The following is a 21,703-nucleotide window of genomic DNA, read 5'->3' as shown; positions in this document are numbered from 1 at the left end:
GGTTCCGGAGTCTAATTGCGAGCGGCTGGGAGGTCGGAGAGCGCGCGGGCGTCGCACGCGCGCGCGGCGAGCGCTCGATCGAGCTCCGCGAGCTGCTCGGACACCAGCCGCGCGAGCGGCGCGGGCTCGGGGTTCGCGGCGAGCCACGTGCGGGCCCGGTCCGCGAGACCCTGGTCGACGAGCGGCGTCGGGAAGAGCCGCGTGACGATGAGCGCGGCCATGTTGAAGCTGCGCTCGGCCCAGATCGAGGTCAGCATCGCGAAGTAGTCGTCCACCACTGGGGCGAGCAAGGTCGCCGGCAGGGCACGCCGCCAGCCGTCGGCGATCGCCCGCGCGAGGTCGTTCGACAGCGAGCGGTCGGTCGCCACGCGCCGCCACGCCGCGGCCTTGACGTCGGCGTCGGGCCGGGCCGCACGCGCGGTCTCGGCGAGCAGGCGTCCCTTCGACGTGTCGTCGGCGTCGAGCGCCATCCGGATCTCCTCGTCGTCGCCGACGCCGAGCGCGGCGCGCGCGATCACGAGCTCCCAGCGCAGGTCGAGGTCGACCGTGAGCCCGGGCAGGGACAGGGACCCGTCGAGCAGGCTGCCCAGCACCTCGGCGTGCGCCGCGGTCGACGCGATGCGCGTGAACGCCTTCGCGAGCTGAAGCTGGGCGTCGGATCCCGGCTCGGCGAGCTCGGTCTGCGCCCAGACCGCGTCGCCGGCCTCCGCGGCGACGACCTCGCGATGCTCCTCGGCGACATACTTCGCGAGCGCGAGCTCGAGACGGCTGAGCGCGAGACCTCGTGCGGAGGACTGCGACTCGTGGCCGACGCTGCGCAGCACGAGCCGCACGAAGTCGCTCGCGGCGAGCTCGGCGTCGCGGACGGCGTCCCACGCCGAGCCGAGCACGACCGCCCGGGCGACCGGGTCGGCGATCTCTGCGAGATGCGCGACCGCGGTGCGGAAGGACCGCTCATCGAGGCGCACCTTCGCGTAGGTCAGGTCGTCGTCGTTCACGAGCAGCAGGTCGGGACGGTGGCGCCCGGTGAGCCCCGGCACCTCGGTCGATGCACCGTCGATGTCGAGCTCGACCCGGTGGGTGCGGGTGAGCCGGCCGTCGACGAGGTCGTAGCAGCCCACGGCGATCCGGTGCGGGCGGAGCGTCGGGTGGGCCGGGGGAGCCGACTGCTCGATGCGGGCCGACGTGATGACCTCTGGGTGCTCGGCGAGACCGGCATCGTCGATGCCGGTCTCGCCTGAGTCGGTCGCGGTCGGTGCCGTCGTCTCGAGCGTCGCGCGCAGCGTGTTGACGCCCGCGGTCTCGAGCCAGAGCGCCGACCAGCGGCCGAGCTCGCGACCCGAGGCGAGCTCGAGCTCGCGCAGCAGGTCCGCGAGCGTCGCATTCCCGCCCGCATGCGCGGACAGGTAGGCGCCCACGCCGCGCTGGAACGGCTCGAGCCCGACCCACGCGACGAGCTGCTTCAAGACCGACGCACCTTTGTCGTACGTGATGGCGTCGAAGTTCACCTCGACATCGCCGGTGTTGTCGATGGTCGCCACGATCGGGTGGGTCGAGGGCAACTGATCCTGCTCGGCCGCCTGCGTCTTCTCATCGTTCGCGAAGGTCGCCCACGCGCCGGTGAACTCGGTGATGCGCGAGCTCGCGAACGTCGCCGCCCAGGTCGCGAAGGACTCGTTCAGCCACAGGTCGTTCCACCAGCGCATGGTCACCGAGTTGCCGAACCACATGTGGCTCAGCTCGTGCAGCACGACGCTCGCGCGCTGCTCGCGTCGTGCGTCGGAGACCCGCGAGCGGAACAGGTAGGACTCGTTGAACGTCACCGCGCCGACGTTCTCCATCGCGCCCCAGTTGTACTCGGGCACGAAGATCTGGTCGTACTTGCCGTACGGGTACGGCACCCCGAACGCCGACTCGTAGAAGTCGAGGCCGCGCTGCACCAGGGGGAACATGATGTCGGGCTCGGCGTACGGCGCGAGCGAGCGTCGGGTGAACAGGCCGAGCGGCACCTCACGGCCGTCGCTGCTCGTCGCGCTGCCGTGCCAGCTCGCGTACGGCCCTGCGATGAGCGCGACGATGTAGCTCGAGATCACCGGCCCCGTCTCGAACGACCAGGTCGCGTTCGCGCCGACCCCCTCGCCGCCCGCCACGCCCGGCTCGGACCCCGGCACGGGCGCAACCACCGGCACGCGCTCAACCACCGGCACCGGCTCGGGGCTCGGGGCGTTGCTCAGCACCGTCCAGTGCGCCGGCGCCGTCACCGTGAACCGCACCCCGGCCTTGAGATCGGGCTGGTCGAACACTGCGAACACCCGGTTGGCCTCGGCGACCGCGAACTCGGTGTAAAGGTACGCCTCACCGTCGACCGGGTCGACGAACCGGTGCAGGCCCTCGCCCGTGTTCGTCGTCGCGTTGGTCGACACGACGCGGAGCTCGTTGACCGTGCCGAGACCGTCGAGCCGGATGCGCCACCCGTCGGACACCTCGGCAGGATCCAGTCGCCGGCCGTTCAGCTCGACCTCGTGCAGCTCGGTCGTCGTGGCCTCGATGAACGTCGACGCCCCGGCCGTTGCACGGAACCGGGCGACCGTCTCGGAGCGGAAGGCCCCGTCGTCGCGCGTGAGGTCGAGCGTGACCTCGTACGACGGCTCGCCGATGAGCGAGGCCCTCGCCTCGGCTTCGGTGCGTGTGAGATCCGGACGTGGCATGCGTGCTCCCGTCTCGCAGTGCATCGGGGTCGGCGATCGGCCGGCCGTGACGGTCGGGAGGTCCGCGGCGCGCGGACCTCCCGACCGATCACGCTCCGGCGTCGCGCTGTTGAACGGTCAGGGCCCGCTCGACGCCCGCCAGGTTCTCGACCACGAGGCGGCGCAGCGCCGGGATGCCGGGATTCGCCTCGAGCCAGGCGCGGCTCGCGGCCACGAGCTCGGCGTTCGCGAGCGGGGCCGGGTAGAGCAGGTCGACGAGCTTCTCCGCGATCGCGTAGCTGCGCTCGTTCCACACGCGCTCGATCATGCCGAAGTAGCGCTCCACGAACGGCGCGAGCAGCGACGTGTCGTCGGCGCGGAGGAAGCCGGCGGCGGTCGTCCGCACGACCGAGTTCGTGGCCGTGTCGACGTCGACGAGCGACGCCCACGCGCGTTCCTTCGCCTCGGCCGTCGGGATCGCGGCTCGCGCGTGCGCCGCCGACTCCTGACCGGTGGCCGTGTTGTCCTCGGCGAGACGCGCGTCGATGTCGTCATCGGTCGCCCGGCCGGCGGCGGCGAGCGCGATGAGCAGCTCCCAGCCGAGATCGGTGTCGACCGCGAGCCCCTCGAGCGAGAGCTCGCCGGCGTACAGCGCGGCGAGGTCGTCGACGTGGCTGCCGGCCTCCGCGATCGCGGCGAAGTTCTTCACGAACTGGAACTGCGCGTCGCTGCCGGGCGCGGCGGCGCGCGCCAGCTCCCAGAGCCCGTCGGCGAGCCGGCGCCGGGCTTCGGCGCGCTTCGCGGGTGCCACGTAGGAGCTCGCGGAGAGCTGCGCGTTCGCGAGCACGATGCGCAGTGTCGTCGACTCGGTCTCGGTCGCGATGTTGCCGAGCACGAGGTCGAGGTAGTCGCTCGCGGTGGTCTCGGCGTCGCGGGTCGCGTCCCAGACGGAGCTCAGCACGAGCGCGCGGGCGAGCGGGTCCTCGATCGCGGACAGGTTCTCGAGGGCGACCCGGTGGGAGGCCTCGTCGAGGCGGATCTTCGCGTACGCGAGGTCGTCGTCGTTCAACAGCACGAGGTCGGGGCGGGCGAGGCCCACGAGCTCGGCGACCGGGGTGCGCTCGCCGTCGACGTCGAGCTCGACGCGGTGTTCGCGCACGAGCTTGCCGTCACGCAGGTGGTAGAAGCCGATCGCGAGCCGATGCGGGCGGATCGTCGGGTAGTCGGCGGGCGCGGACTGCAGCACCGAGAACGCCGTGATGACGCCAGAAGCATCCGTCTCGATCTCTGGACGCAGCGTGTTGACGCCCGCGGTCTCGAGCCAGAGCGCACCCCACTCGGAGAGGTCGCGGCCGCTCGCGGCCTCGAGCTCTTCGAGCAGGTCGGCGAGCGTCGTGTTGCCCCACGCGTGCTTCTTGAAATACGCCGAGACGCCCTCGAAGAACGCGTCCACGCCGACCCACGCGGCGAGCTGCTTCAGCACCGACCCGCCCTTGGCGTAGGTGATGCCGTCGAAGTTGACCTGCACGTCTTCGAGGTCGTTGATGGTCGCGACCACGGGGTGCGTCGAGGGCAGCTGGTCCTGCCGGTACGCCCAGCTCTTCTCCATCGAGTTGAACGTGGTCCAGGCGTTGGTCCACTCGGTGGCCTCGGCGGTCGCGATGGTCGACGCCCACTCGGCGAACGACTCGTTCAGCCAGAGGTCGTTCCACCACTTCATGGTCACGAGGTCGCCGAACCACATGTGCGCGAGCTCGTGCAGGATCGTGACGACCCGGCGCTCCTTGATCGCGTCGGTCACCTTCGAGCGGAACACGTACACCTCGGTGAACGTGACCGCGCCCGCGTTCTCCATGGCGCCCGCGTTGTACTCGGGCACGAACAGCTGGTCGTACTTGTCGAACGGGTACGGCACGTCGAACTTGGACTCGAAGTACGCGAAGCCCTGCTTGGTCTTCTCGAAGATGTAGTCCGCGTCGAGGTACTGCGAGAGGCTCTTGCGGCTGAACACGCCGAGCGGGATGACCCGGCCGTCCGAGCTCGTGAGCTCGTCGCGCACCACGTCGTACGGCCCCGCGATGAGCGCCGTGATGTAGCTCGAGATACGCGGCGTCGGCTCGAACGCCCACGTCTTGGCGCCCTCGTGCGCGTCGACGGGCTCGGGCGTCGGCTGGTTCGAGACGACCTGCCAGTGCTCGGGCGCGGTCACCGTGAACCGGAACGCCGCCTTGAGGTCGGGCTGCTCGAACACCGCGAACATGCGCCGGGAGTCGGGCACCTCGAACTGCGTGTAGAGGTACGCCTCGCCGTCGACCGGGTCGACGAATCGGTGCAGGCCCTCGCCCGTGTGCATGTAGCGGCCGTCGGCGACCACGACGAGATGGTTCTCGGTCGCGAGGCCCGGGAGCTGGATGCGCACGCCGTCGCTCACCTCGGCCGGGTCGAGCGGCGTGCCGTTCAGGGTCACCGAGTGCACCGCCGCCGTGATCGCGTCGATGAACGTCGAGGCCCCCTCGGTCGCGCTGAACCGCACGGTCGTCGTGCTGCGGAACACGTCGGGACCGGTCGTCACGTCGAGCACGACGTCGTAGTCGTGCACGGTCACGAGCGCGGCGCGCTCCTCGGCTTCGATGCGGGTGAGGTTCTCTCCGGGCACGTCCAGTCTCCAATTGCGTCGAGCGGATGTCTTGCCCGCGCTCGTGGCGCCGGGCGAACCCGTTCAGCCTAACCGCGGGGCCCCGACCGAGGCATCCGGTCATGTCAGACTTGCTCTCATGCGCATCCACATCGCGACCGACCACGCCGGCCTCGAGTTCAGCCGCACGCTCGTCGACCACCTGACCAACGCCGGTCACGAGGTCGTCGATCACGGCCCGAAGGAGTACGACGCACTCGACGACTACCCGGCGTTCTGCATCAACGCGGCCCAGGCGGTCGCCCGCGACCAGGCCGAGGGCGTGCACACGCTCGGCATCGTGTTCGGCGGATCGGGCAACGGCGAGCAGATCGCGGCCAACAAGGTCCGCGGCATCCGCGCCGCGCTCGTCTGGAGCATGGACACCGCCCTCCTCGCACGCCAGCACAACGACGCCAACGTCATCTCGATCGGCGCGCGGCAGCACACGGTCGAGGAGGCGATCCGATACATCGACGCGTTCATCGCCGAGCCGTTCTCCGGCGACGAGCGGCACGCGCGACGCATCGCGCAGCTCGCCGAGTACGAGCAGACCGGGGACATCGCCGGCAAGGGCGTCGACCGGTTCGACGACGTGTCCAGCAGCTAGGAGGCGGCGGTGCCAGAGGGTCATTCCGTCCATCGCATCACGCGGCAGTTCGAGCGGAACTTCGTCGGCCACGTCGTGCACGCGTCGAGCCCGCAGGGCCGGTTCGCGGTCGGTGCCGCCGAGCTCGACGGGCGGCGCATGATCGATGCACGCGCGGTGGGCAAGCAGATGTTCCTGGGTTTCGAGGGCGACATATGGCTCCGTGTGCATCTCGGCATGTACGGCGCATGGGACTTCGCGGGCGAGATCCTCATGGACGCGACCATCGCGTCGGCGAACGGGCGCATGGGTCAGACGAACCAGCGCGGAACCTTCCTCGACAGCCCGAACCCAGATGCGGTCGTGTTCGACTCGGCGGGTGAGAACTCGCTGACCTCGATCGGTGCGCCGCGCCGGGCCCGGTTGCGCATGTCGGAGTCGGAGAAGGCGGGCAACGACCTCGAGTCGTTCCCGCCCGAACCCGTGGGTCAGGTGCGCGTGCGCCTGCTCACCGACACCATCGTCGCCGACCTGCGCGGGCCGACGGCGTGCGAGGTGCTGAACCCGGCGCAGGTCGAAGCGGTCGTGGCGAAGCTCGGGCCCGACCCGCTGATCGACGCCGGGCCCGAGGCCGAGAACCGCTTCACGACCGCGGTCCGCAAGAAGGCCACCCCGATCGGGTTGCTGCTCATGGACCAGAACATCGTGGCCGGCATCGGCAACGTCTACCGCGCCGAACTGCTCTTCCGGGCACGCCAGAACCCGCACACGCCCGGCCGGGACGTCCCCGAGGAGCACGTGCGCCACCTCTGGCACGACTGGACGAAGCTGCTGCGCATCGGCGTCGAGACAGGTCAGATGATGACCATGGACGACCTCGACGAGGACGCGTACCGTGCTGCGCTCGCCAACCGCGACGACCGGCACTGGGTCTACAAGCGCGAGGGCCTGCCGTGCCGCGTGTGCGGCACCAACATCGTGCTGGAAGAGATGGGCGCCAGGAAGCTGTACTGGTGCCCCTACTGCCAGGCGTGATCCGCCACCGGGCGTGATCCACCGCATCCGACCGTCAGGAGCGACCATGCGCCAGAACCCCAGCTTCGCGCTCGCCGAGGAAGCCGCCGTCGCGCAGCTCGCGCGCGAGCATCCCTGGATGACGATCGTGAGCTCGACGGATGCCTCGGGGCTGGTCGCGAGCCACTACCCGGTGCTGCTCGACGACGACGCCGACGGTCTCGTGCTCCTCACGCACGTCGGCCGGCCGGACGAGGTCCTGCACGAGCTGGGCGCGCACGAGGTCTTGGTCATCGTGCAGGGGCCGCACGGTTACATCTCGCCCGGCTGGTACGACCCCGAGACGCCGGCCGTGCCCACCTGGAACTTCGTCAGCGCGCACCTCTACGGCACGCCCGAGCTGCTCGATGCCGACGAGAACCTGCGCGTGCTCGAGGCGCTCGTCGATCACTTCGAGGCCGCCATGGCGGAGCCGCGGCGCATGCGCGGGACGCCCGAGAACTCGGCGTACGCCGACCGCATCTCGGCCGGCACGGTCGGCGTGCGCATCCCGATCACCCGATTCGTCGCCAAGAACAAGATGAGCCAGAACAAGCCTCGAGAGACGGTCGACCGCATCATCGCCGAGCTCGACGGCGACGGCCCGTACGCGAGCGCCGCGCTCGCAGCCGAGATGCGTCGGACCCACGAGGCGCTGCGATCGGCCCGCCCGTGACGGCGCTGCTGCTCGAGGAGGCGCGGCTGCCCGGCACGCTCGAGCCGGTCGACGTACGCATCGAAGACGGGCGCGTCGCCGCGATCGTGCCGCACGGCGCTGATGCGTCCGGCGGCGTTCTCGGCGCGGTCCGGCCGGGTGGCCCGACCGAGCGCATGCGACTCGGCGGGCGCTGGCTCGTCCCGGGCCTCCACGATCGGCATGTGCATATGTCGCAGTGGGCCATGGTCGCGCGCCGGCTCGACCTCGCGGAGGCCGGCTCGGCGGCCGAGACCGCGGCGCTCGTCGCGGGCGCGGTGCGCGGTGGGGCGTCGGAGGTCGCCGGCTTCGGCTATCGCGACGGGTTGTGGCCGGATGCCCCGTCGCTGGCCCTGCTCGATCGGGTCTCGGGCGACGTGCCGGTCATGCTCGTGGCCGCGGATCTGCACGCCTGCTGGCTGAACTCCGCCGCCGCGCGGCGGTACGGCGCCCGGCCCGGCGATGACGGCGTGCTGCGCGAGGACGACTGCTTCCGGCTCGTGCGCGAGCTCGACGACGTCGCCGACGATGTGCTCGACACCTGGGTCGCCGAAGCCGCCGTGCGGGCATCCGCCAGGGGAGTGGTCGGCGTCACCGACTACGAGATGCGCTGGAACCGGGACGACTGGGCGCGGCGCGGCGCGGGTGGTGCGATGCCGCTGCGCGTCGCCTTCGGCGTGTACCCGCAGCATCTCGAGCGGGCTATCTCCGAGGGACTGCGCACGGGCGAATCCCTTCCCGGCACGCACAGCCTGGTCAGGGTCGGCGCCGCGAAGGTCATCACCGACGGCTCGCTCAACACCCGCACCGCGTTGTGCTTCGACCCGTACCCGGGCCTCGAGGGACTCGATCACGCCGCCGGGCTCGCCACCGTCGCCTACGACGAGCTCGTCCCGCTGATGCGGCGCGCGAGCGACGCGGGTCTCGCGCCGGCCGTGCACGCCATCGGCGATCGTGCGAACGCGCGCGTGCTGGACGCGTTCGAAGCCGTCGGCTGCCGCGGTTCGATCGAACATGCGCAGCTGCTGCGCCACGAGGACGTCGCGCGCTTCGCGCGCCTCGGCGTCGTCGCGAGCGTGCAACCCGAGCACGCCATGGACGACCGCGACGTCGCCGACCGCTACTGGACGGGCCGCACCGACCGGGCCTTCATGCTCGCGGAGCTCTTCGCCGCGGGCGTCGAGCTGGCGCTCGGCTCCGACGCGCCGGTGGCGCCGCTCGACCCGTGGGTCGCGATCTCGGCGGCTGTGGGGCGTTCACGTGGCGGACGTGAGCCGTGGCATCCGGAGCAGGCCGTCGACGTGCGCGTCGCACTCGCGGCGTCCACGAACGGCGCGGGCGCCGAGGTCCGTGCCGGCGCTGCGGCCGACCTCGCCGTGGTCGAGCTCGATCCGTTCACCGCGAGCGTCGACCAGCTGCGCGGCATGCCGGTCGCCGCAACCTTCCTCGCGGGCCGCGCGACCCATTCCCTGCTCGGCTGACACCGTCCGCGGTCGCGCGTCCGGCGGCGCGGGGGATAACCCCCGACCCGATCCGGACGCCCGCCGGATGGGGCGGGCCGGCGCTCGACGCGAGGCTGGAGGAAAGCTCGCACGATCCTCGGCCCGGCCCGGCCCGCGATCGTCGCGGCATTCGCCCGCCGAGCGTGCGACGATGACGGAAGAAGGAACCGACCATGAGTACCGAAAGTCAGACCGGCGCGATCCGAGCGGTCGCCTCGGACGCAGCCGTGGGCGCTGCGCAGCCCGACCGGAGCGGCCACACGGTCACCCCGGCCGAGCCCCGCGCGCGGCTCGGATACGGCCGGCTGTGGGCCGCAGTGCCGCGCGAGCTGGGCTTCCTCATCCTGACCATGCCGATCGCCATCGTCGGACTCACGGTGCTCGCCACCGTGTTCTTCACCGGCATCGGCATGGTCGCGATCGTAATCGGCATCTTCCTGCTCGTCGCGTCGCTGTTCGTCGCCCGCGGGTTCGGCACGCTCGAGCTCATCCGGCTGCGCTGGGCCGGAATGCCGGAGGTGCGGCGGCCCGACTGGTCACGAGAGGGCCGGGAACAGGGCTTCTGGCGGACGACGTTCACGCCGTTCGTCGACGGGCACTACTGGCTGTATGTGCTGCACACGCTCGTCGTGAACCCCATCGTCAGCATCGTCACCTGGACGTTCACCGTCGTCTGGCTCTCGGTGGCGCTCGGCGGGGTGACCGGCTGGATCTGGCAGCCGTTCATCCCCGACGACGAGCGGACGTTCTGGCTCAACCAGTGGATCGTCGAGCGGTTCGTGCCGGGCGGCGATCTCGCCTACAACCCCGTCGTCGGCGAGCGCATCCTCGAGTTCGTGCTCGGCGTGGTCTTCCTCCTCACACTGCCGTTCCTCTTCCGCGGCATGACGCTCCTGCACGACGTGATCGCGCGCGGCATGCTCGGCGCGTGGCGTTCCGAGGCGCTCGAACGCCAGGTTGTCGCGCTCGCCGCGTCGCGCGGCGCGGCCGTCCAGGCCGAAGACGCGTCGCTGCGTCGCCTCGAACGCGACATCCACGACGGGCCTCAGCAGCGGCTCGTCCGGCTGCAGATGGACCTCGCGGCGATCGAGCGGCGTCTCGACCAGGACCCCGAGCAGGCCAAAGCACTCGTCGGCGAGGCGCGCGACCAGGCCAGGGAGGCGCTCGACGAGCTGCGGGCGCTGTCACGCGGCTTCGCCCCGCCGCTGCTGCAGGACCGCGGCCTCGCGAGCGCGCTCGCCTCGCTGGCCGCGAGAAGCCCCGTGCCGGTCACGTTCGACGAGGCGCTCGCCGCCGAAGCACCGCTGCCGGCCGCGATCGAGCGCAACGCGTACTTCATCGCGGCCGAGCTGCTCACGAACGCCGCGAAGCATGCGGAGGCCTCGGCGGTCCGACTGCGGATCGCGACCCGTGACGAGGGGCCGGCCGGGCAGTGGCTCGACCTGTGGGTCACCGACAACGGCCGGGGCGGGGCCGCCGCGACGCCGGGGCACGGCCTCGCCGGCCTCGACGAGCGGGTGCGGGGTCTGCAGGGCCAGTTCGTCGTGACCAGCCCGATCGGCGGGCCGACCTCGATCGGCGCGCACATCCCCTACACGCCGGTCGCCTAGGCGCTGGCCGAGTCGGCGCGACGGCGCCGTATCGAGACCGGGTCGCCCGGTCTCGATACGCGTGCTCGTTCCTCGCGCGCTACTCGACCAGCGGGGAGGCGGAGCCCCGAGGCATCCGCCCGCCCCTCGCTACGCTGGGGCGGTGACCGATCCCGCTGCGCTCCGCGTCGTGCTCGCCGAAGACTCCGTGCTCCTCCGCGAAGGGCTCGTGCGGTTGTTCGACGAAGCCGGATTCGAGACCGCGGGCGCCTACGGCGACGCGGACGCGCTGATCGCCGCGATCGATGAGACCCGGCCCGATGTCGCCGTGCTCGACGTGCGGATGCCGCCGAGCTTTCGCGACGAGGGCGTGCGCGCAGCGATCGAGCTGCGCCGCCGCGTGCCCGGGCTCGGCATCCTCCTGCTGAGCCAGTACGTCGAGGGCACGTACGCGCACGAGCTGCTCGCGTCCGGCGAAGGCGGTATGGGCTACCTGCTGAAGGACCGGGTGGCGTCACTCGAGGAGTTGAAGGACGCCGTCGAACGCGTGAGCGCCGGCGGCACCGTGCTCGACCCCCAGGTCGTGCGCGAGCTGCTCACGCGGCGCGGCGACCCGCTCGCGAGCCTCACCCCCCGCGAGCGCGAGGTGCTCGAGCTCATGGCCGAGGGCCGCACGAACACGGGCATCGCCGCGCAGCTGTTCATCGGCGTCGGCGCGGTGGAGAAGAACGTCACGGCGATCTTCCAGAAGCTCGGGCTCGAGGACTCCGGGACCGACCATCGCCGCGTGCTCGCGGTGCTCGCCTGGCTGCAACGCTGAGCGCGTTGAGTGTCTAGGACTCGTGGCGGCGCGGGGAGTACGACGGGCTGACGGGCCGATAGCTGCCGAGGGACCGCCGGTACAGCCGGTACCCCCGCGCGAGCGCGAACAGCACCACGGCGATGCCGACCACGACTCCGAGGATCACCGCGACCCAGATCGGGCCGCCGAACGCCGTGACGGTCGCGCCGCCCAGGAGGCCGGCGACCACGGCGGTGACCACGGTGATGATCATCATCGAGCTGCCGAAGACGACGCTCGCGCTGCTACGAGAGTAGAAGAAGTGGTAGGTGTGGTCGATGCCCGTCGCGTCGTCGTGCACCGAGGCCATGAGATACGGAGCAAGCCCGGGGTCCAGGTCGACATAGGCGGCCCGGAGACGATTCATCGCGACGACGTACATGAGGTCCTCGGTCGCGGTGTTGAAGGCGCGCACGAGGGTGATGACCCCGAGGACCAGCAGCAGGAACAGGATGCCGAGCGCTGCGGCACCGAACCAGCCGCGGAACGCGGTCGCCTGACCGAGTACGCCGAGTGAGAGCAGACCGGCGGAGACGAGCGTGAGGAAGATCGCGATACGCGTGAGCACCTCACCCTGCGTCGTCGAGCGCGATGCGAGGAGGCTCCAGTGCTCGGTCGCGAGGAGCTGTGCGCGCAGCGCCTTCTGCGCGTCGGTGAGGTCGTCGCGCGGCGTGTGCTGCGCGTCGTCGGCGCGTCCCTCAGGAGACGGCTCGGGCCCGGATGCATCCGCAGCCATGGCCGCATTCTGCACCCGGGCCCGGAACGCCGCATCCTTTCCGTAGGAAGCGGCGAGCCGATCTCGCGGTCAGTTCACGCTGAGATGCGCCGAAAGGAACCAGCGGTCCTTGTCGAGCGTCTGACGGATCGAGATCGCGATGTCCTGGCTCGCGGGGTCGAGCTCGGCGAGACCCGTGATCGCGGCGTTCACTTTCTCGGTCGCGAGGTCGATCTGTGCGACCACGTCGGCGATGGTGTCGTCGGCCTGCTTGAACCCTGCCTTCGGGCTCGTCGCACCCGCCTTCGCGACGGTCTCGAGCCGGGCGTCGATCGGCAGGCCCAGCGCGATCACGCGCTCGGCGGCGAGATCGGCCGCGTCCTGCGCGTGCTCGACGACCTGGTCGAGGTACTCGTGCACCTCGATGAAGTTGTGGCCGCGGACATGCCAGTGCGCCTGCTTGCCGTTCACGGCGAGGGCGACGAGCTGGTGCACGACGGGCGTGAAGAACTGGGCGACGCCCGAGGCGACCTCGGGGTTGGCGCTGGCGTACGGAGCGGACTTCGTGTCGGTCATCGGTTCCACCTTTCCCTGTTCGGTGATGGGTGCAACGCTACGCGTCTGCCCAGGTATTTCAAGGAAGGGAAGGCTCGGCTCACCCGATGCGGACCGTGGTCTCCTATGCGCCGGAGGTGCCGCGGTGGACCTCGACGACTTTGGCGAGACCGGGGGAGTCGGGGTCGTCGGTGATCGGGCGGTCGGTCATGAACTGGCGGATGATGTGCGCGAGCTCGCCCGGGTGGCTGTAGTTGATGGCGTGCGCGGCGCCCTCGATCATCACGACGACGATGTTCGTGTCGATGTGGGCGACGACCTCGTGCACGCGGTCGAGCGGCGGCATGAGCGGGTCGCGGTCGCCGAGGACGGCGAGCGTCGGCACGGGGAGCTCGAGGAGGCGCTGCAGCGTCGGATACCGCATGAGCGAATCGAACATCTTGGCCGTGCTCGTCAGCCCGAACCGGAAGTAGTCGGGGGTCGCGACCCCGACCATGCTGCGTGGCTCACGGCCGCCGTCGCGCGCGAGCTGCGCCATCGCGCGGACCAGCGGCTGGTTGTGCAGTCCGCCCGCGGGTGAGACGAGGATCGCCCGTTCCAGCCGGTCGGGGTGGCGGTGCCCGAACTCGCAGATGACGGGACATCCCATGGAGTTGCCGACGAGCGTGACGCGCTCGATCCCGCGATCGTCGAGGAAGCGGGCGGCCGAGTCCGCGAGGTCCGGCACGGCGAGCTCGCGTCGCGAGCGTCGGCCGCTGCGCCCGAAGCCCGGCAGGTCCGGCACGAGGATGTGGAAGTCGCCGTCGAGCAGTTCAGCGGTCGGGAGCAGGTAGCGGCCCGAGAGCCCGAAGCCGTGCACGTGCATCATCGCCGGTGAACCAGGCGGAGGGTCGGATGATTCGCGATAGAACACGTCGAGCCCGTCGACGGTGGTCCAGCGCTCCGCGAGACGCGACTGCGGATGCTTCGGCGTGCGCCGAGCCCGGTGCCGGGTCGAGGTCGATTCGGTTGCAGCCATTGCGATCATCCCCGTGAGGAACGTCTCACCGCGCGGGGTGGATGTCAAGAGCGGAGCCTGTTGTCGTGAATGCGGCCGGTCTGCGGCTCAGAGAACGGTCGTGTGATGGGTGATCCACTGGGCGACTTCCTCGAACTTCGGGGACTCGTCAGCGACGGATCGCACGAAGCGGTCACCCTCCCGAACACCGGTAGCGAGGTCGAGCCCGTTCAATGCGAGGAAGGCCTTCGCGACGATCCACGAGAGTCGCTTGTTACCGTCGGCGAGCGGGTGGTCGCGGTTGATGGCGATGAGCAGCACCGCCGCCTTGTGCTCCAGCTCGGGATAGACCTCTTCGCCGAACACCGGGAGGGGCGTGGCCAGCGCCGAGAGCAGCAGATGGCGGTTGCCGCCGCGGTAGTGGAAACCGGCCGATGCGATGAGCTGCTCGACATCCTCCGGGTCCAGATACTCGGTCACTTCGAGAGTTCGTCGAGCAGTTCGGCGTCCTGCTCCAGAATCCGCTCGAAGATCGCCCGAGTGCGTGCGCTCTTGTCGAGCCGAGCTGCGCGCTCTTCGATGGCGAGCTTCACGATCTCGGTCTTGCTTCGACGCTCCTGCGCTGCCAGTGCGTCAAGGAGTTCCTCGTGGGCGGCGTCGAGCCGCAAGTTCATGGCCATCAGTGCCTCCTGTTGATCCGAGCGTGTGGTACCACCTGGTACCGCACTCTACGCCCGCGTCACGCATTCCGCATCGAGCGGAGGCCGGGGGAGCTCATGATGCGCTCGGGGGTGATGCGGATCACGACGCGATTGGGGTTCTCGCCGGGTTCACGGTAGCGATTCGTGTAGAGCGCGACGGCGTGCGCGACCGCCTCGGCGTCGCGCTCGATCTCGGCGTGGCCGGCGATGCTGAGCCAGTGCCGGCCGTCGACCTGCGCGACCGTCGCGCGAGGATCGCGCTCGAGATTGCGGATCTTCTGGCTGCGGTCGTTCGTGGTGATGCGAAGGCACCCGTCATCGCCGAGCGTGAACCCGACCGCGACGACATGGATGTCGCCGTGTGGACCGATCGTCGACAGTGTGGCCAGGTGCCGGTCCGCGAGGAATCGGCGCCCCTCGTCGGTCAGGGCGAGCAGGACGTCGGCGGGATCGGCGGAGGGCGCGTCGATGGTCACCGAACGAGTATCGCAGTCTCCGCTCGGGGCCGTCGTCGAGGGGACCGATCAGGCTTCACGGACGCCCGGATAGCGGCGCGCGACCGGTGAGACGACGCGACATGGTCATCCGGCGCGCCTCACGACGATCATGACTGGCCTGAGGACGATTGGTTCATGGTCAAGGATGCCGAGTCGGAGTCATCTTCGGAGTCTGAGGTCGCTGCGAGACCTCACCCCATGGCGCGTCGGGCTCGGGTCATCGACGCGATCGCCGTCTTCCTCCTGGCCGCCGTCGCGGTCCTCACCGCATGGTGCGGATTCAAGTCTTCGAAGTGGGGCGGCGAGATGTCGATTGCGTTCAGCGAGGCATCCGGCGCTCGCGTGACGTCGACCGACTTCGCCAGCGAGGCGCGCGATGCCCGAGCCCTCGATCAGGCGGTCTGGGTCCAATGGGTGCTCGCCACGGAGCAGGGCGACCAGCAGCTCACGCAGTACATCGAGGCGCGGTTCTCCCCGGAGTTCGCTCGCGCGTTCGATGCGTGGACCGCCGACGGGCGGACGGACCAGGGCCCGTTCGCGCGCGAAGAGTACGTGCCGCCCGGCACCGAAGAGGCGGCCGAGTTCAGTGAACGAGCCGACGCCCGCTTCGCCGATGCGCTCGAGAACAACCAGCGCGGTGACAACTACTCGTTGCTCACGGTGCTTTTCGCGCTGGTGCTCTTCCTGACGGCGATGTCGCAACGAGACATCCAGCCGTGGGTCAGACGCGTGCTCGTCGGGCTGGCCGCCTTCCTGGCCGTGGCCGGAGTGGTGCTGCTCGTGACGTTCCCGATCAAGATCTGAACCCCGCGGGCGAACCGACGGGCTCGGGTTCCCTGCGTTGCGGAACCCGAGCCCGTCGCTGCTCGTCACGGCACGACGATCTCGAAATCCGGGTCTCCCGGCGACAGCACGGTGAAGAGCTTTCGCAGCACGCCGACGTCGCCATCGACCCCGAGCCCATCGGACTCGAGATCGCCGCCGGCGAGCCTGATCAGCCGGGCCTTCTCGAGCGTGAGGTGCAGCGGCGCGTCACCGGACGGCACCTTCTCGACGTAGATCAGCACGCCGTTCCGCAAGGTCACCCGGAAGCTGCGATCGAGATCACTGACCGTGACGTCGAACGCGAGATCCAGATCCCAGGCTTTCGGCCCGTCGACCGTGATGGCGATCGCGTCGAAGACCTGCTCGGGCGAGAGCTGCGCGATGATGTCGGGCGCCGTCGCCGTGGTCGGCGTACCGAAGTTCGACTCGCGGAGCTCGGTCGCGCCGGACAGGAAGAAGTTCCGCCAGATTCCGTTCTCACTCCCGTACGCCAACTGCTCCAAGGTGTCTGCATACAGGCTGCGCGCAGCCTCGTGTTCGGAGTCCGCGAACACGGCGTGGTCGAGCAGCGTTGCAGCCCACCGGTAGTCCCCGGCGGCGTACGCCTCACGTGCGAGTTCGACGACCCGATCGATCCCGCCGATCGCGGTCACATAGCGTTCGGCGAGTGGTTTCGGCGGGTGCGGCCAGAGTCGGGCCGGGTTGCCGTCGAACCAGCCCATGTACCGCTGATAGATCGCCTTGACGTCGTGGCTGACCGACCCGTAGTAGCCGTGGGTGCTCCACGCCTGTTCGAGAGCCGGCGGAAGCTGGATCATCTCGGCGATCTCCGCACCCTGGTACCCCTGGTTCAGCAGCCGCAGCGTCTGGTCGTGCAGGTAGCCGTACAGGTCCCGCTGGATGCCGAGGAAGTGCCGGATCTTGTCTGTTCCCCAGGTCGGCCAGTGGTGAGATGCGAAGACGACGTCCGAACGGTCGCTGAAGCGTTCGATCGCCTCGGTGAGGTACTGCGACCATCCGTGCGGGTCCCGCACGATGGCGCCGCGCAACGTCAGGAGGTTGTGCAGCGTGTGCGTGGCGTTCTCCGCCATGCACAACGCCCGATACCTCGGCAGGTAGAAGTGGAGTTCAGCCGGGGCTTCCGTGTTCGGCGCAAGCTGGAACTCGATCTCGACGCCGTCGACCGTGTGGGTCTCGCCGGTCGTGGTCACGTCGATCGTCGGCACGATCAATCCCGCGGTGCCCGTCGAGGTCGTCTGGCCGAGGCCGGCGCCGACCGCGCCGCGTGCGCCGCGGGCGAGCGCGGCGCCGAACATGTACCCGGAGCGTCGACCCATCGCCGTGCCCGCGTATACGTTCTCGGAGACCGCGTGTTCGAGGAAGCCCTCCGGCGCGATGATCGCGACCTTGCCGGCGTCGACGTCGGCCTCGGTCGTGACGCCCAGCACCCCGCCGAAGTGGTCGATGTGGCTGTGGGTGTAGATCACTGCGACGACGGGGCGGATGCCCCGATGCTCGTGATAGAGCGCGAGCGCGGCGGCGGCGGTCTCCTCCGAGATCAGCGGATCGACGACGATCACGCCGTGATCGCCCTCGATGAACGAGATCACGGAGAGGTCGAGTCCTCGCACCTGATAGATGCCATCGATCACCTCGTACAAGCCGTGCTTGGCGACCAGGCGGGACTGCCGCCACAGACTCGGATTGACGGAATCGGGCGCGTCACCCTCGATGAAGTCGTAGGTCGACGCATCCCAGACGATGTCGCCGGCTGCGTTGCGGATCGTCGGTTCGGCGAGTGTGCCGAGGAATCCGCGATCGGCGTCGTCGAAATCGGTTGTGTCCGCGAACGGCATCGAGCCGATCAGTGCGCGGTTCGCACCGGCGATCGACGCTGTTGGGTCGTTCTGCTGCATTGCATCCCCTTCCGCAGAGGGCGGTGTCCCTCGGGTCGAGCTTGTCCGCACCCTGCGACGATGACAACCCTCCGCCGGTGAACTCGCCTGGACCGGCCGGCTCGATCCGGCGCCAGCACGGACTTCCAAGCACCACGATGGTGAACCCGCACCCGGCCGACGCCACGACCCAGACGCGCGAACCCACGAAAAAGTCCCGAGCCGCGACACGCGTGTCAACGATGTCGTGACTCAGGACAGGAGAGGGGATGACGGGAATCGAACCCGCGTAATCAGTTTGGAAGGTCGGCTGAGCCCCGATCCTAATTGACGCGAAGTTCCGGGGTTTCGCCCGGTATCTCGCGGAAGTCACGCTATCAGAAGGTGCCCGGTTGCGACCGTTGGTAGCCGTGAAACGCCGGCCATGAGTCCACGTGAGTCCACGAAATGGACACGGGCGAGGCTGCCCGCCTACGCTCGCGCCGACTCACGAGCCGATGACGGAAGGGGCACTGATGGGGCATGACTGGGCGGCGACTCTGGCGGCGTTCGCAGCCGATGAGCGGGCAGCAGGTCGGGCCGTCTCGACCGTCACGAAGCAGGCAGGTCGGGTCGCTCGGCTCGCCGACGCGCTCGGCTGTGATCCGCTCACAGCCCGGGCTGGGGCCGTTGTCGCCTACGTCGAGCAGCTTGACGCTGGCCGGAGCAGTTCGACGGCGAAGGCGGAGCGGCTCGCGGTGCGGGCGTTCTACCGGTGGGCGGTCGATACTGGCCGTCGGGCCACCGATCCGCTGAGCGGCTACCGGTACAGTGCCCGGCCCGAGCTTGCGCCGGCGTGGGCGCACGCGCTCGACGCCTTCGCGACGGATGAGGCCGCGCGCGGGATCGAGACGGCGACGCTGGCGCAGCGGCGGAAGTACCTTCGCGCGTTCGCGGCCATGGTCGAGGTCGGGCCGTGGGAGGTCGCGCACTCGGATGCAGCCGGCTACCTTGACGGGCTCGACGTGGCGGCGAGCACGCGGGCGGCGCACCGTACAGCGCTTCGCGCCTTCTACCGATGGGCGGCGAGTACCGGAAGGGTGTTCGCCGATCCGATGGACTACAGCCGCAGCGGCCCCAGGGCGGCGCCGGTGCCAGACGCCTGGGTGGCTCCATTGCGCGAGCGGACGAGCTACCTACGTTCCGGTGGGCGGGCCGAAACGAGCATCGCCACCTACCTCGACGTTCTGCGCCATCTCAGCCGCCAAACCCACCATGGCCCATTCGAATTGACCACCGACGATCTGGCGGCATGGATGGGCAACAAGCGGTGGGGGCGCGAGACACGGCGCCGCAACAGGCAGACGCTCAAGACGTTCTACCGTTGGGCGGTCGATACCGGGCGCACCTCGGCGAACCCGGTTGACGTTCTGCCACGAGTCAAGGCAGCACAGCCGTCGGCGCGCCCGGCCGAGTTGGACGAGTACCGCGAGGCGCTCTCGCGGGCGGGCGATCTTGAGACGCTCGCGCTCCGTCTCGCTGCCGAACTCGGGATGAGGCGCGGCGAAGTGGCGCGTACCCACACGCGCGACGTGCAGGGCGAGCGAGGCGCGCGCGTGCTCGTCGTCAGGGGAAAGGGCGCCAAAGTTCGCCGAATCCCGCTGCCTGACGGACTCGCGGCGCAGATCACCAGGCGCCCCGCCGGCTATGTGTTCCCCGGCAACGACCAGGGGCACTGGTCGCCCCGGTGGCTCGGGCGTCGTGTCGGGCAGTTGCTTCCCGCCGGCGTCAATATGCATCAGCTCCGGCACAGCTTCGCAACCCGCGCCTATGCAATCGACCGTGATCTACTCGGCGTCCAGCAGCTACTGGGACACGCATCTCCAGCGACCACACGCGGCTACGTTCAGCTTCAACCCGCGCAACTTCGGCGCCTCGTTGAAGGGGTAGCGCAGTGAGGGGCGCCCGCTTCGATTGTCCGGTGGGATGGTGCACCGGCGACCAGATGGAGCATGGCGGTGACGGCGCTGCACCAGATACCTGGCTACATCGCGAGGCGGACGAGGCGTTACCAGCCGGCGCGTGGGGCGGTGTTTTCCGTGAGGGAACACGGCCGGTGGGCTACATGCTCAGCATCCGCGTCGAAGGCGACTACGACGCGGCAGGCCTTGCAGACGTGGCCGCTCAACTGCGGGTGCTCGCAGATGCCATCGATGAGCAAGCGCCCCGACTCGCAGCACTCGACGCGAGCACCCGTAGTCGTTAGCTGATGCCCGGGCAGGGTGGCCGGGTGTCAAGGCCCCACTACTGTGCTTGAACGCGTCGCACCTTCACTTCACTCATCCAGGAATTCGCGAGCCTGCGCGATGACGATCTGCGGGTCCTCGTTCCGGGCATCGCCGAGCTGGTGCACAAGCCAGTTGACGAGCACTATCGCCCCGCCGGTCAGGTTTGAAACGTCGAGCGTGAGATGGGTGATGTCGTCCGCGTCGTCGTCGGCCGTAACCACTATCGCGCCATCGATCCGGTCGAGTCGCTCCAGCGCGCGGTTCATCGCATCTGCGTTCTCGTCAGTTGGCCCGATATCGGGGTCCCAAGCTGAGACGGCGTCAAGGATGACGTGGGCGGATTGCCTTCCGGCGGCAGGGATGTCTGTCATGTCCGCAGCGTAGCGGCGACGACCCACACCATCGGAGGATGCATCACAGCCCTGGCGGCATCGGAGCGGGGCCGGCAGTTCCGACGACTCGATGCGGATCGTTCGCGATGTGCCCCATCGCCACCCGCGTCCAGGAGCGGATGTCGGCAGCACTCACGACGTCATCCTCTTCGACGAGCCCGAGCCATCGAGGAGCGATCACGTGCACCCCACGCATGCGCCACGTCAGAACCTTGAGCGCGGCAGCGCACTCACGCAGGTCGGAGAGCTGGCGCGACCGCGATGTTCGCGCGGACCGCAGCTCACCCGGCGCCCACACCAGGCTCACCCACTGATCGTGCACGAGAGCGTTCCGCTCCCTGTGCGCTGACAGGGTCGCGTCCAAGACGTTGACGGCGATCGTGCGAAACGCCTCGGGGACCGAAGGGGCGTGAAGCGCACGACGCACCTGCGGGATCAAGCGTCCGAAGTCCCGCTGCATCTCGCCGACGAGCTCTGCCTCGTGCAGCACTCGCCAGAGAACCCGGGCCTCGGACTCCACGAAGACATCATCACGTGCAACCTCACCCACGAGGAAGGACAATTCGTACTCAGGGGGCAAAGGGGCGGACATCCATCCACAGTAGAGCGGGCGACAATAGATATGACTCGATTGAAAATAGGTGGGAATGTTTGAAGCTCGCGCGTGAAAATCCGGACTGGGGGCGGGGTGTGGGGGACCCCTTCCAGAAAAACGGGGAGCGTCTCGGGCCGGGGTCTCTGCCCCGGCCCGAGGCGCTCAACCCGTGGTGCGCTCGTACCGAACAGCGGCGGGGTCACGGCTGCCGTCGATGAGCACGCGCTCGGCATCGCTCGCTGCGGGCGCGAGCCGTGCGCGGATCACGGCGGCAGGGTCGCGGCTACCGGCGAGCGATTGCTCTGTGCGACCGTCGATGATGCGCGCGCCTGCCCAAGGGTTTCCCTCGCCGAGCCGATAGGCAATGCTCAGCAGCTGTTCCAAGGGGTGAGAGAGCCCGCGGTCATGGCGCAGTGCGTCGAGCTTGGCACGCGCGTTCGGCTCATGAATGTGCGGGGGATACGCCGTTTCACCTCCACCATTTGGAATGCCGAGCGAGGGCACATCAACAGCTGGGGGGTAGGGGGGTTCTATTCCCTTCCCTTCACTTCCCTTCATGGCGGGATATCCCGCGAGGTTGCCCGCGAGGTTGCCCGCGAGGTTGCCCGCGAGGTTGCCCGCGAGGTTGCCCGCGA

21 protein-coding genes are annotated in these 21,703 nt (G+C 69.5%); 9 read left to right on the top strand and 12 right to left on the bottom strand.

Features of this window, described 5'->3' with window-relative positions; translation table 11 throughout:
- Positions 1-11: 11 nt before the first annotated feature.
- Both pepN (RH864_RS08515) and pepN (RH864_RS08510) read right to left on the bottom strand, forming a co-directional pair.
- Positions 12-2,708 carry an aminopeptidase N gene (gene pepN, locus RH864_RS08515; RefSeq protein WP_310517112.1) on the bottom strand — a complete coding sequence of 899 codons (2,697 nt, stop codon included), beginning with the start codon at positions 2,706-2,708 and terminating at the stop codon, positions 12-14.
- An 88-nt stretch (positions 2,709-2,796) separates the two neighbouring features.
- A complete protein-coding gene (gene pepN, locus RH864_RS08510) occupies positions 2,797-5,343 on the bottom strand; it encodes an aminopeptidase N (RefSeq protein ID WP_310517111.1) in 2,547 nt (848 codons plus the stop codon).
- Between the two features lie 118 nt (positions 5,344-5,461).
- On the opposite strand from pepN (RH864_RS08510), the gene RH864_RS08505 reads away from it, so the two are divergent.
- The 6 genes from RH864_RS08505 (at position 5,462) to RH864_RS08480 (ending at position 11,608) form a co-directional block, all read left to right on the top strand.
- Positions 5,462-5,971, top strand: a complete 510-nt coding sequence (locus tag RH864_RS08505) for a ribose-5-phosphate isomerase (protein WP_310517110.1) — start codon at positions 5,462-5,464, stop codon at positions 5,969-5,971.
- 9 nt (positions 5,972-5,980) lie between these two features.
- A complete protein-coding gene (locus RH864_RS08500; RefSeq protein WP_310517109.1) occupies positions 5,981-6,985 on the top strand; it encodes an Fpg/Nei family DNA glycosylase in 1,005 nt (334 codons plus the stop codon).
- 46 nt (positions 6,986-7,031) lie between these two features.
- The gene (locus tag RH864_RS08495) at positions 7,032-7,679 is read left to right on the top strand and encodes an FMN-binding negative transcriptional regulator (RefSeq protein WP_310517108.1); all 648 of its coding nucleotides are present in this window, start codon (positions 7,032-7,034) and stop codon (positions 7,677-7,679) included.
- Positions 7,676-9,178, top strand: coding sequence for an amidohydrolase (locus tag RH864_RS08490; RefSeq protein ID WP_310517107.1), 1,503 nt, complete (start codon positions 7,676-7,678; stop codon positions 9,176-9,178). The genes RH864_RS08495 and RH864_RS08490 overlap by 4 nt, the downstream gene beginning before the upstream one ends.
- Before the next feature lie 194 nt (positions 9,179-9,372).
- Positions 9,373-10,809: a sensor histidine kinase gene (locus RH864_RS08485; RefSeq protein WP_310517106.1), complete on the top strand. Its 1,437-nt coding sequence runs from the start codon at positions 9,373-9,375 to the stop codon at positions 10,807-10,809.
- Positions 10,810-10,951: 142 nt separating this feature from the next.
- Positions 10,952-11,608 carry a response regulator transcription factor gene (locus RH864_RS08480; protein WP_310517105.1) on the top strand — a complete coding sequence of 219 codons (657 nt, stop codon included), beginning with the start codon at positions 10,952-10,954 and terminating at the stop codon, positions 11,606-11,608.
- A 13-nt stretch (positions 11,609-11,621) separates the two neighbouring features.
- Here the strand turns inward: RH864_RS08480 and RH864_RS08475 are convergent, their stop codons facing one another.
- The 6 genes from RH864_RS08475 to RH864_RS08450 form a co-directional block, all read right to left on the bottom strand.
- Positions 11,622-12,365 (bottom strand): hypothetical protein, encoded by a 744-nt coding sequence (locus RH864_RS08475; RefSeq protein WP_310517104.1) that lies wholly within the window; start codon positions 12,363-12,365, stop codon positions 11,622-11,624.
- A gap of 69 nt (positions 12,366-12,434) precedes the next feature.
- A complete protein-coding gene (locus RH864_RS08470) occupies positions 12,435-12,920 on the bottom strand; it encodes a Dps family protein (protein WP_310517103.1) in 486 nt (161 codons plus the stop codon).
- A gap of 103 nt (positions 12,921-13,023) precedes the next feature.
- A complete protein-coding gene (locus tag RH864_RS08465; protein WP_310517102.1) occupies positions 13,024-13,917 on the bottom strand; it encodes an alpha/beta fold hydrolase in 894 nt (297 codons plus the stop codon).
- A gap of 87 nt (positions 13,918-14,004) precedes the next feature.
- Positions 14,005-14,376: a type II toxin-antitoxin system death-on-curing family toxin gene (locus tag RH864_RS08460; RefSeq protein WP_310517101.1), complete on the bottom strand. Its 372-nt coding sequence runs from the start codon at positions 14,374-14,376 to the stop codon at positions 14,005-14,007.
- Positions 14,373-14,576 (bottom strand): hypothetical protein, encoded by a 204-nt coding sequence (locus RH864_RS08455; RefSeq protein ID WP_310517100.1) that lies wholly within the window; start codon positions 14,574-14,576, stop codon positions 14,373-14,375. Before RH864_RS08455 ends, RH864_RS08460 begins: the two co-directional genes overlap by 4 nt.
- 59 nt (positions 14,577-14,635) lie before the next feature.
- Positions 14,636-15,073, bottom strand: coding sequence for a pyridoxamine 5'-phosphate oxidase family protein (locus RH864_RS08450; protein ID WP_310517099.1), 438 nt, complete (start codon positions 15,071-15,073; stop codon positions 14,636-14,638).
- A 219-nt stretch (positions 15,074-15,292) separates the two neighbouring features.
- Between RH864_RS08450 and RH864_RS08445 the strand changes: the two genes are divergently transcribed.
- Complete coding sequence (locus RH864_RS08445; protein ID WP_310517098.1) at positions 15,293-15,898, top strand: hypothetical protein; 606 nt, start codon at positions 15,293-15,295, stop codon at positions 15,896-15,898.
- Between the two features lie 65 nt (positions 15,899-15,963).
- Here the strand turns inward: RH864_RS08445 and RH864_RS08440 are convergent, their stop codons facing one another.
- Positions 15,964-17,835 (bottom strand): alkyl/aryl-sulfatase, encoded by a 1,872-nt coding sequence (locus RH864_RS08440; RefSeq protein WP_310517097.1) that lies wholly within the window; start codon positions 17,833-17,835, stop codon positions 15,964-15,966.
- 494 nt (positions 17,836-18,329) lie between these two features.
- On the opposite strand from RH864_RS08440, the gene RH864_RS08435 reads away from it, so the two are divergent.
- A complete protein-coding gene (locus tag RH864_RS08435; RefSeq protein WP_310517096.1) occupies positions 18,330-19,751 on the top strand; it encodes a tyrosine-type recombinase/integrase in 1,422 nt (473 codons plus the stop codon).
- Positions 19,752-19,774: 23 nt separating this feature from the next.
- Positions 19,775-20,059, top strand: a complete 285-nt coding sequence (locus RH864_RS08430; protein ID WP_310517095.1) for a hypothetical protein — start codon at positions 19,775-19,777, stop codon at positions 20,057-20,059.
- A gap of 69 nt (positions 20,060-20,128) precedes the next feature.
- On the opposite strand, the gene RH864_RS08425 is transcribed toward RH864_RS08430, so the two are convergent.
- From RH864_RS08425 to RH864_RS08415, 3 genes are all read right to left on the bottom strand, one after another.
- Positions 20,129-20,452, bottom strand: a complete 324-nt coding sequence (locus RH864_RS08425) for a hypothetical protein (protein WP_310517094.1) — start codon at positions 20,450-20,452, stop codon at positions 20,129-20,131.
- 43 nt (positions 20,453-20,495) lie between these two features.
- Positions 20,496-21,065 carry a hypothetical protein gene (locus tag RH864_RS08420; RefSeq protein WP_310517093.1) on the bottom strand — a complete coding sequence of 190 codons (570 nt, stop codon included), beginning with the start codon at positions 21,063-21,065 and terminating at the stop codon, positions 20,496-20,498.
- A 165-nt stretch (positions 21,066-21,230) separates the two neighbouring features.
- Positions 21,231-21,703 (bottom strand): hypothetical protein (locus RH864_RS08415; protein ID WP_310517092.1); only part of this gene is annotated, 473 nt, incomplete at its 5' end.

It is taken from the genome of Agromyces aerolatus, assembly GCF_031432255.1.
Lineage (GTDB): Bacteria > Actinomycetota > Actinomycetes > Actinomycetales > Microbacteriaceae > Agromyces.
Note: the sequence above shows the minus strand (reverse complement) of the source record. Positions and strands in the feature narration are given on the sequence as shown.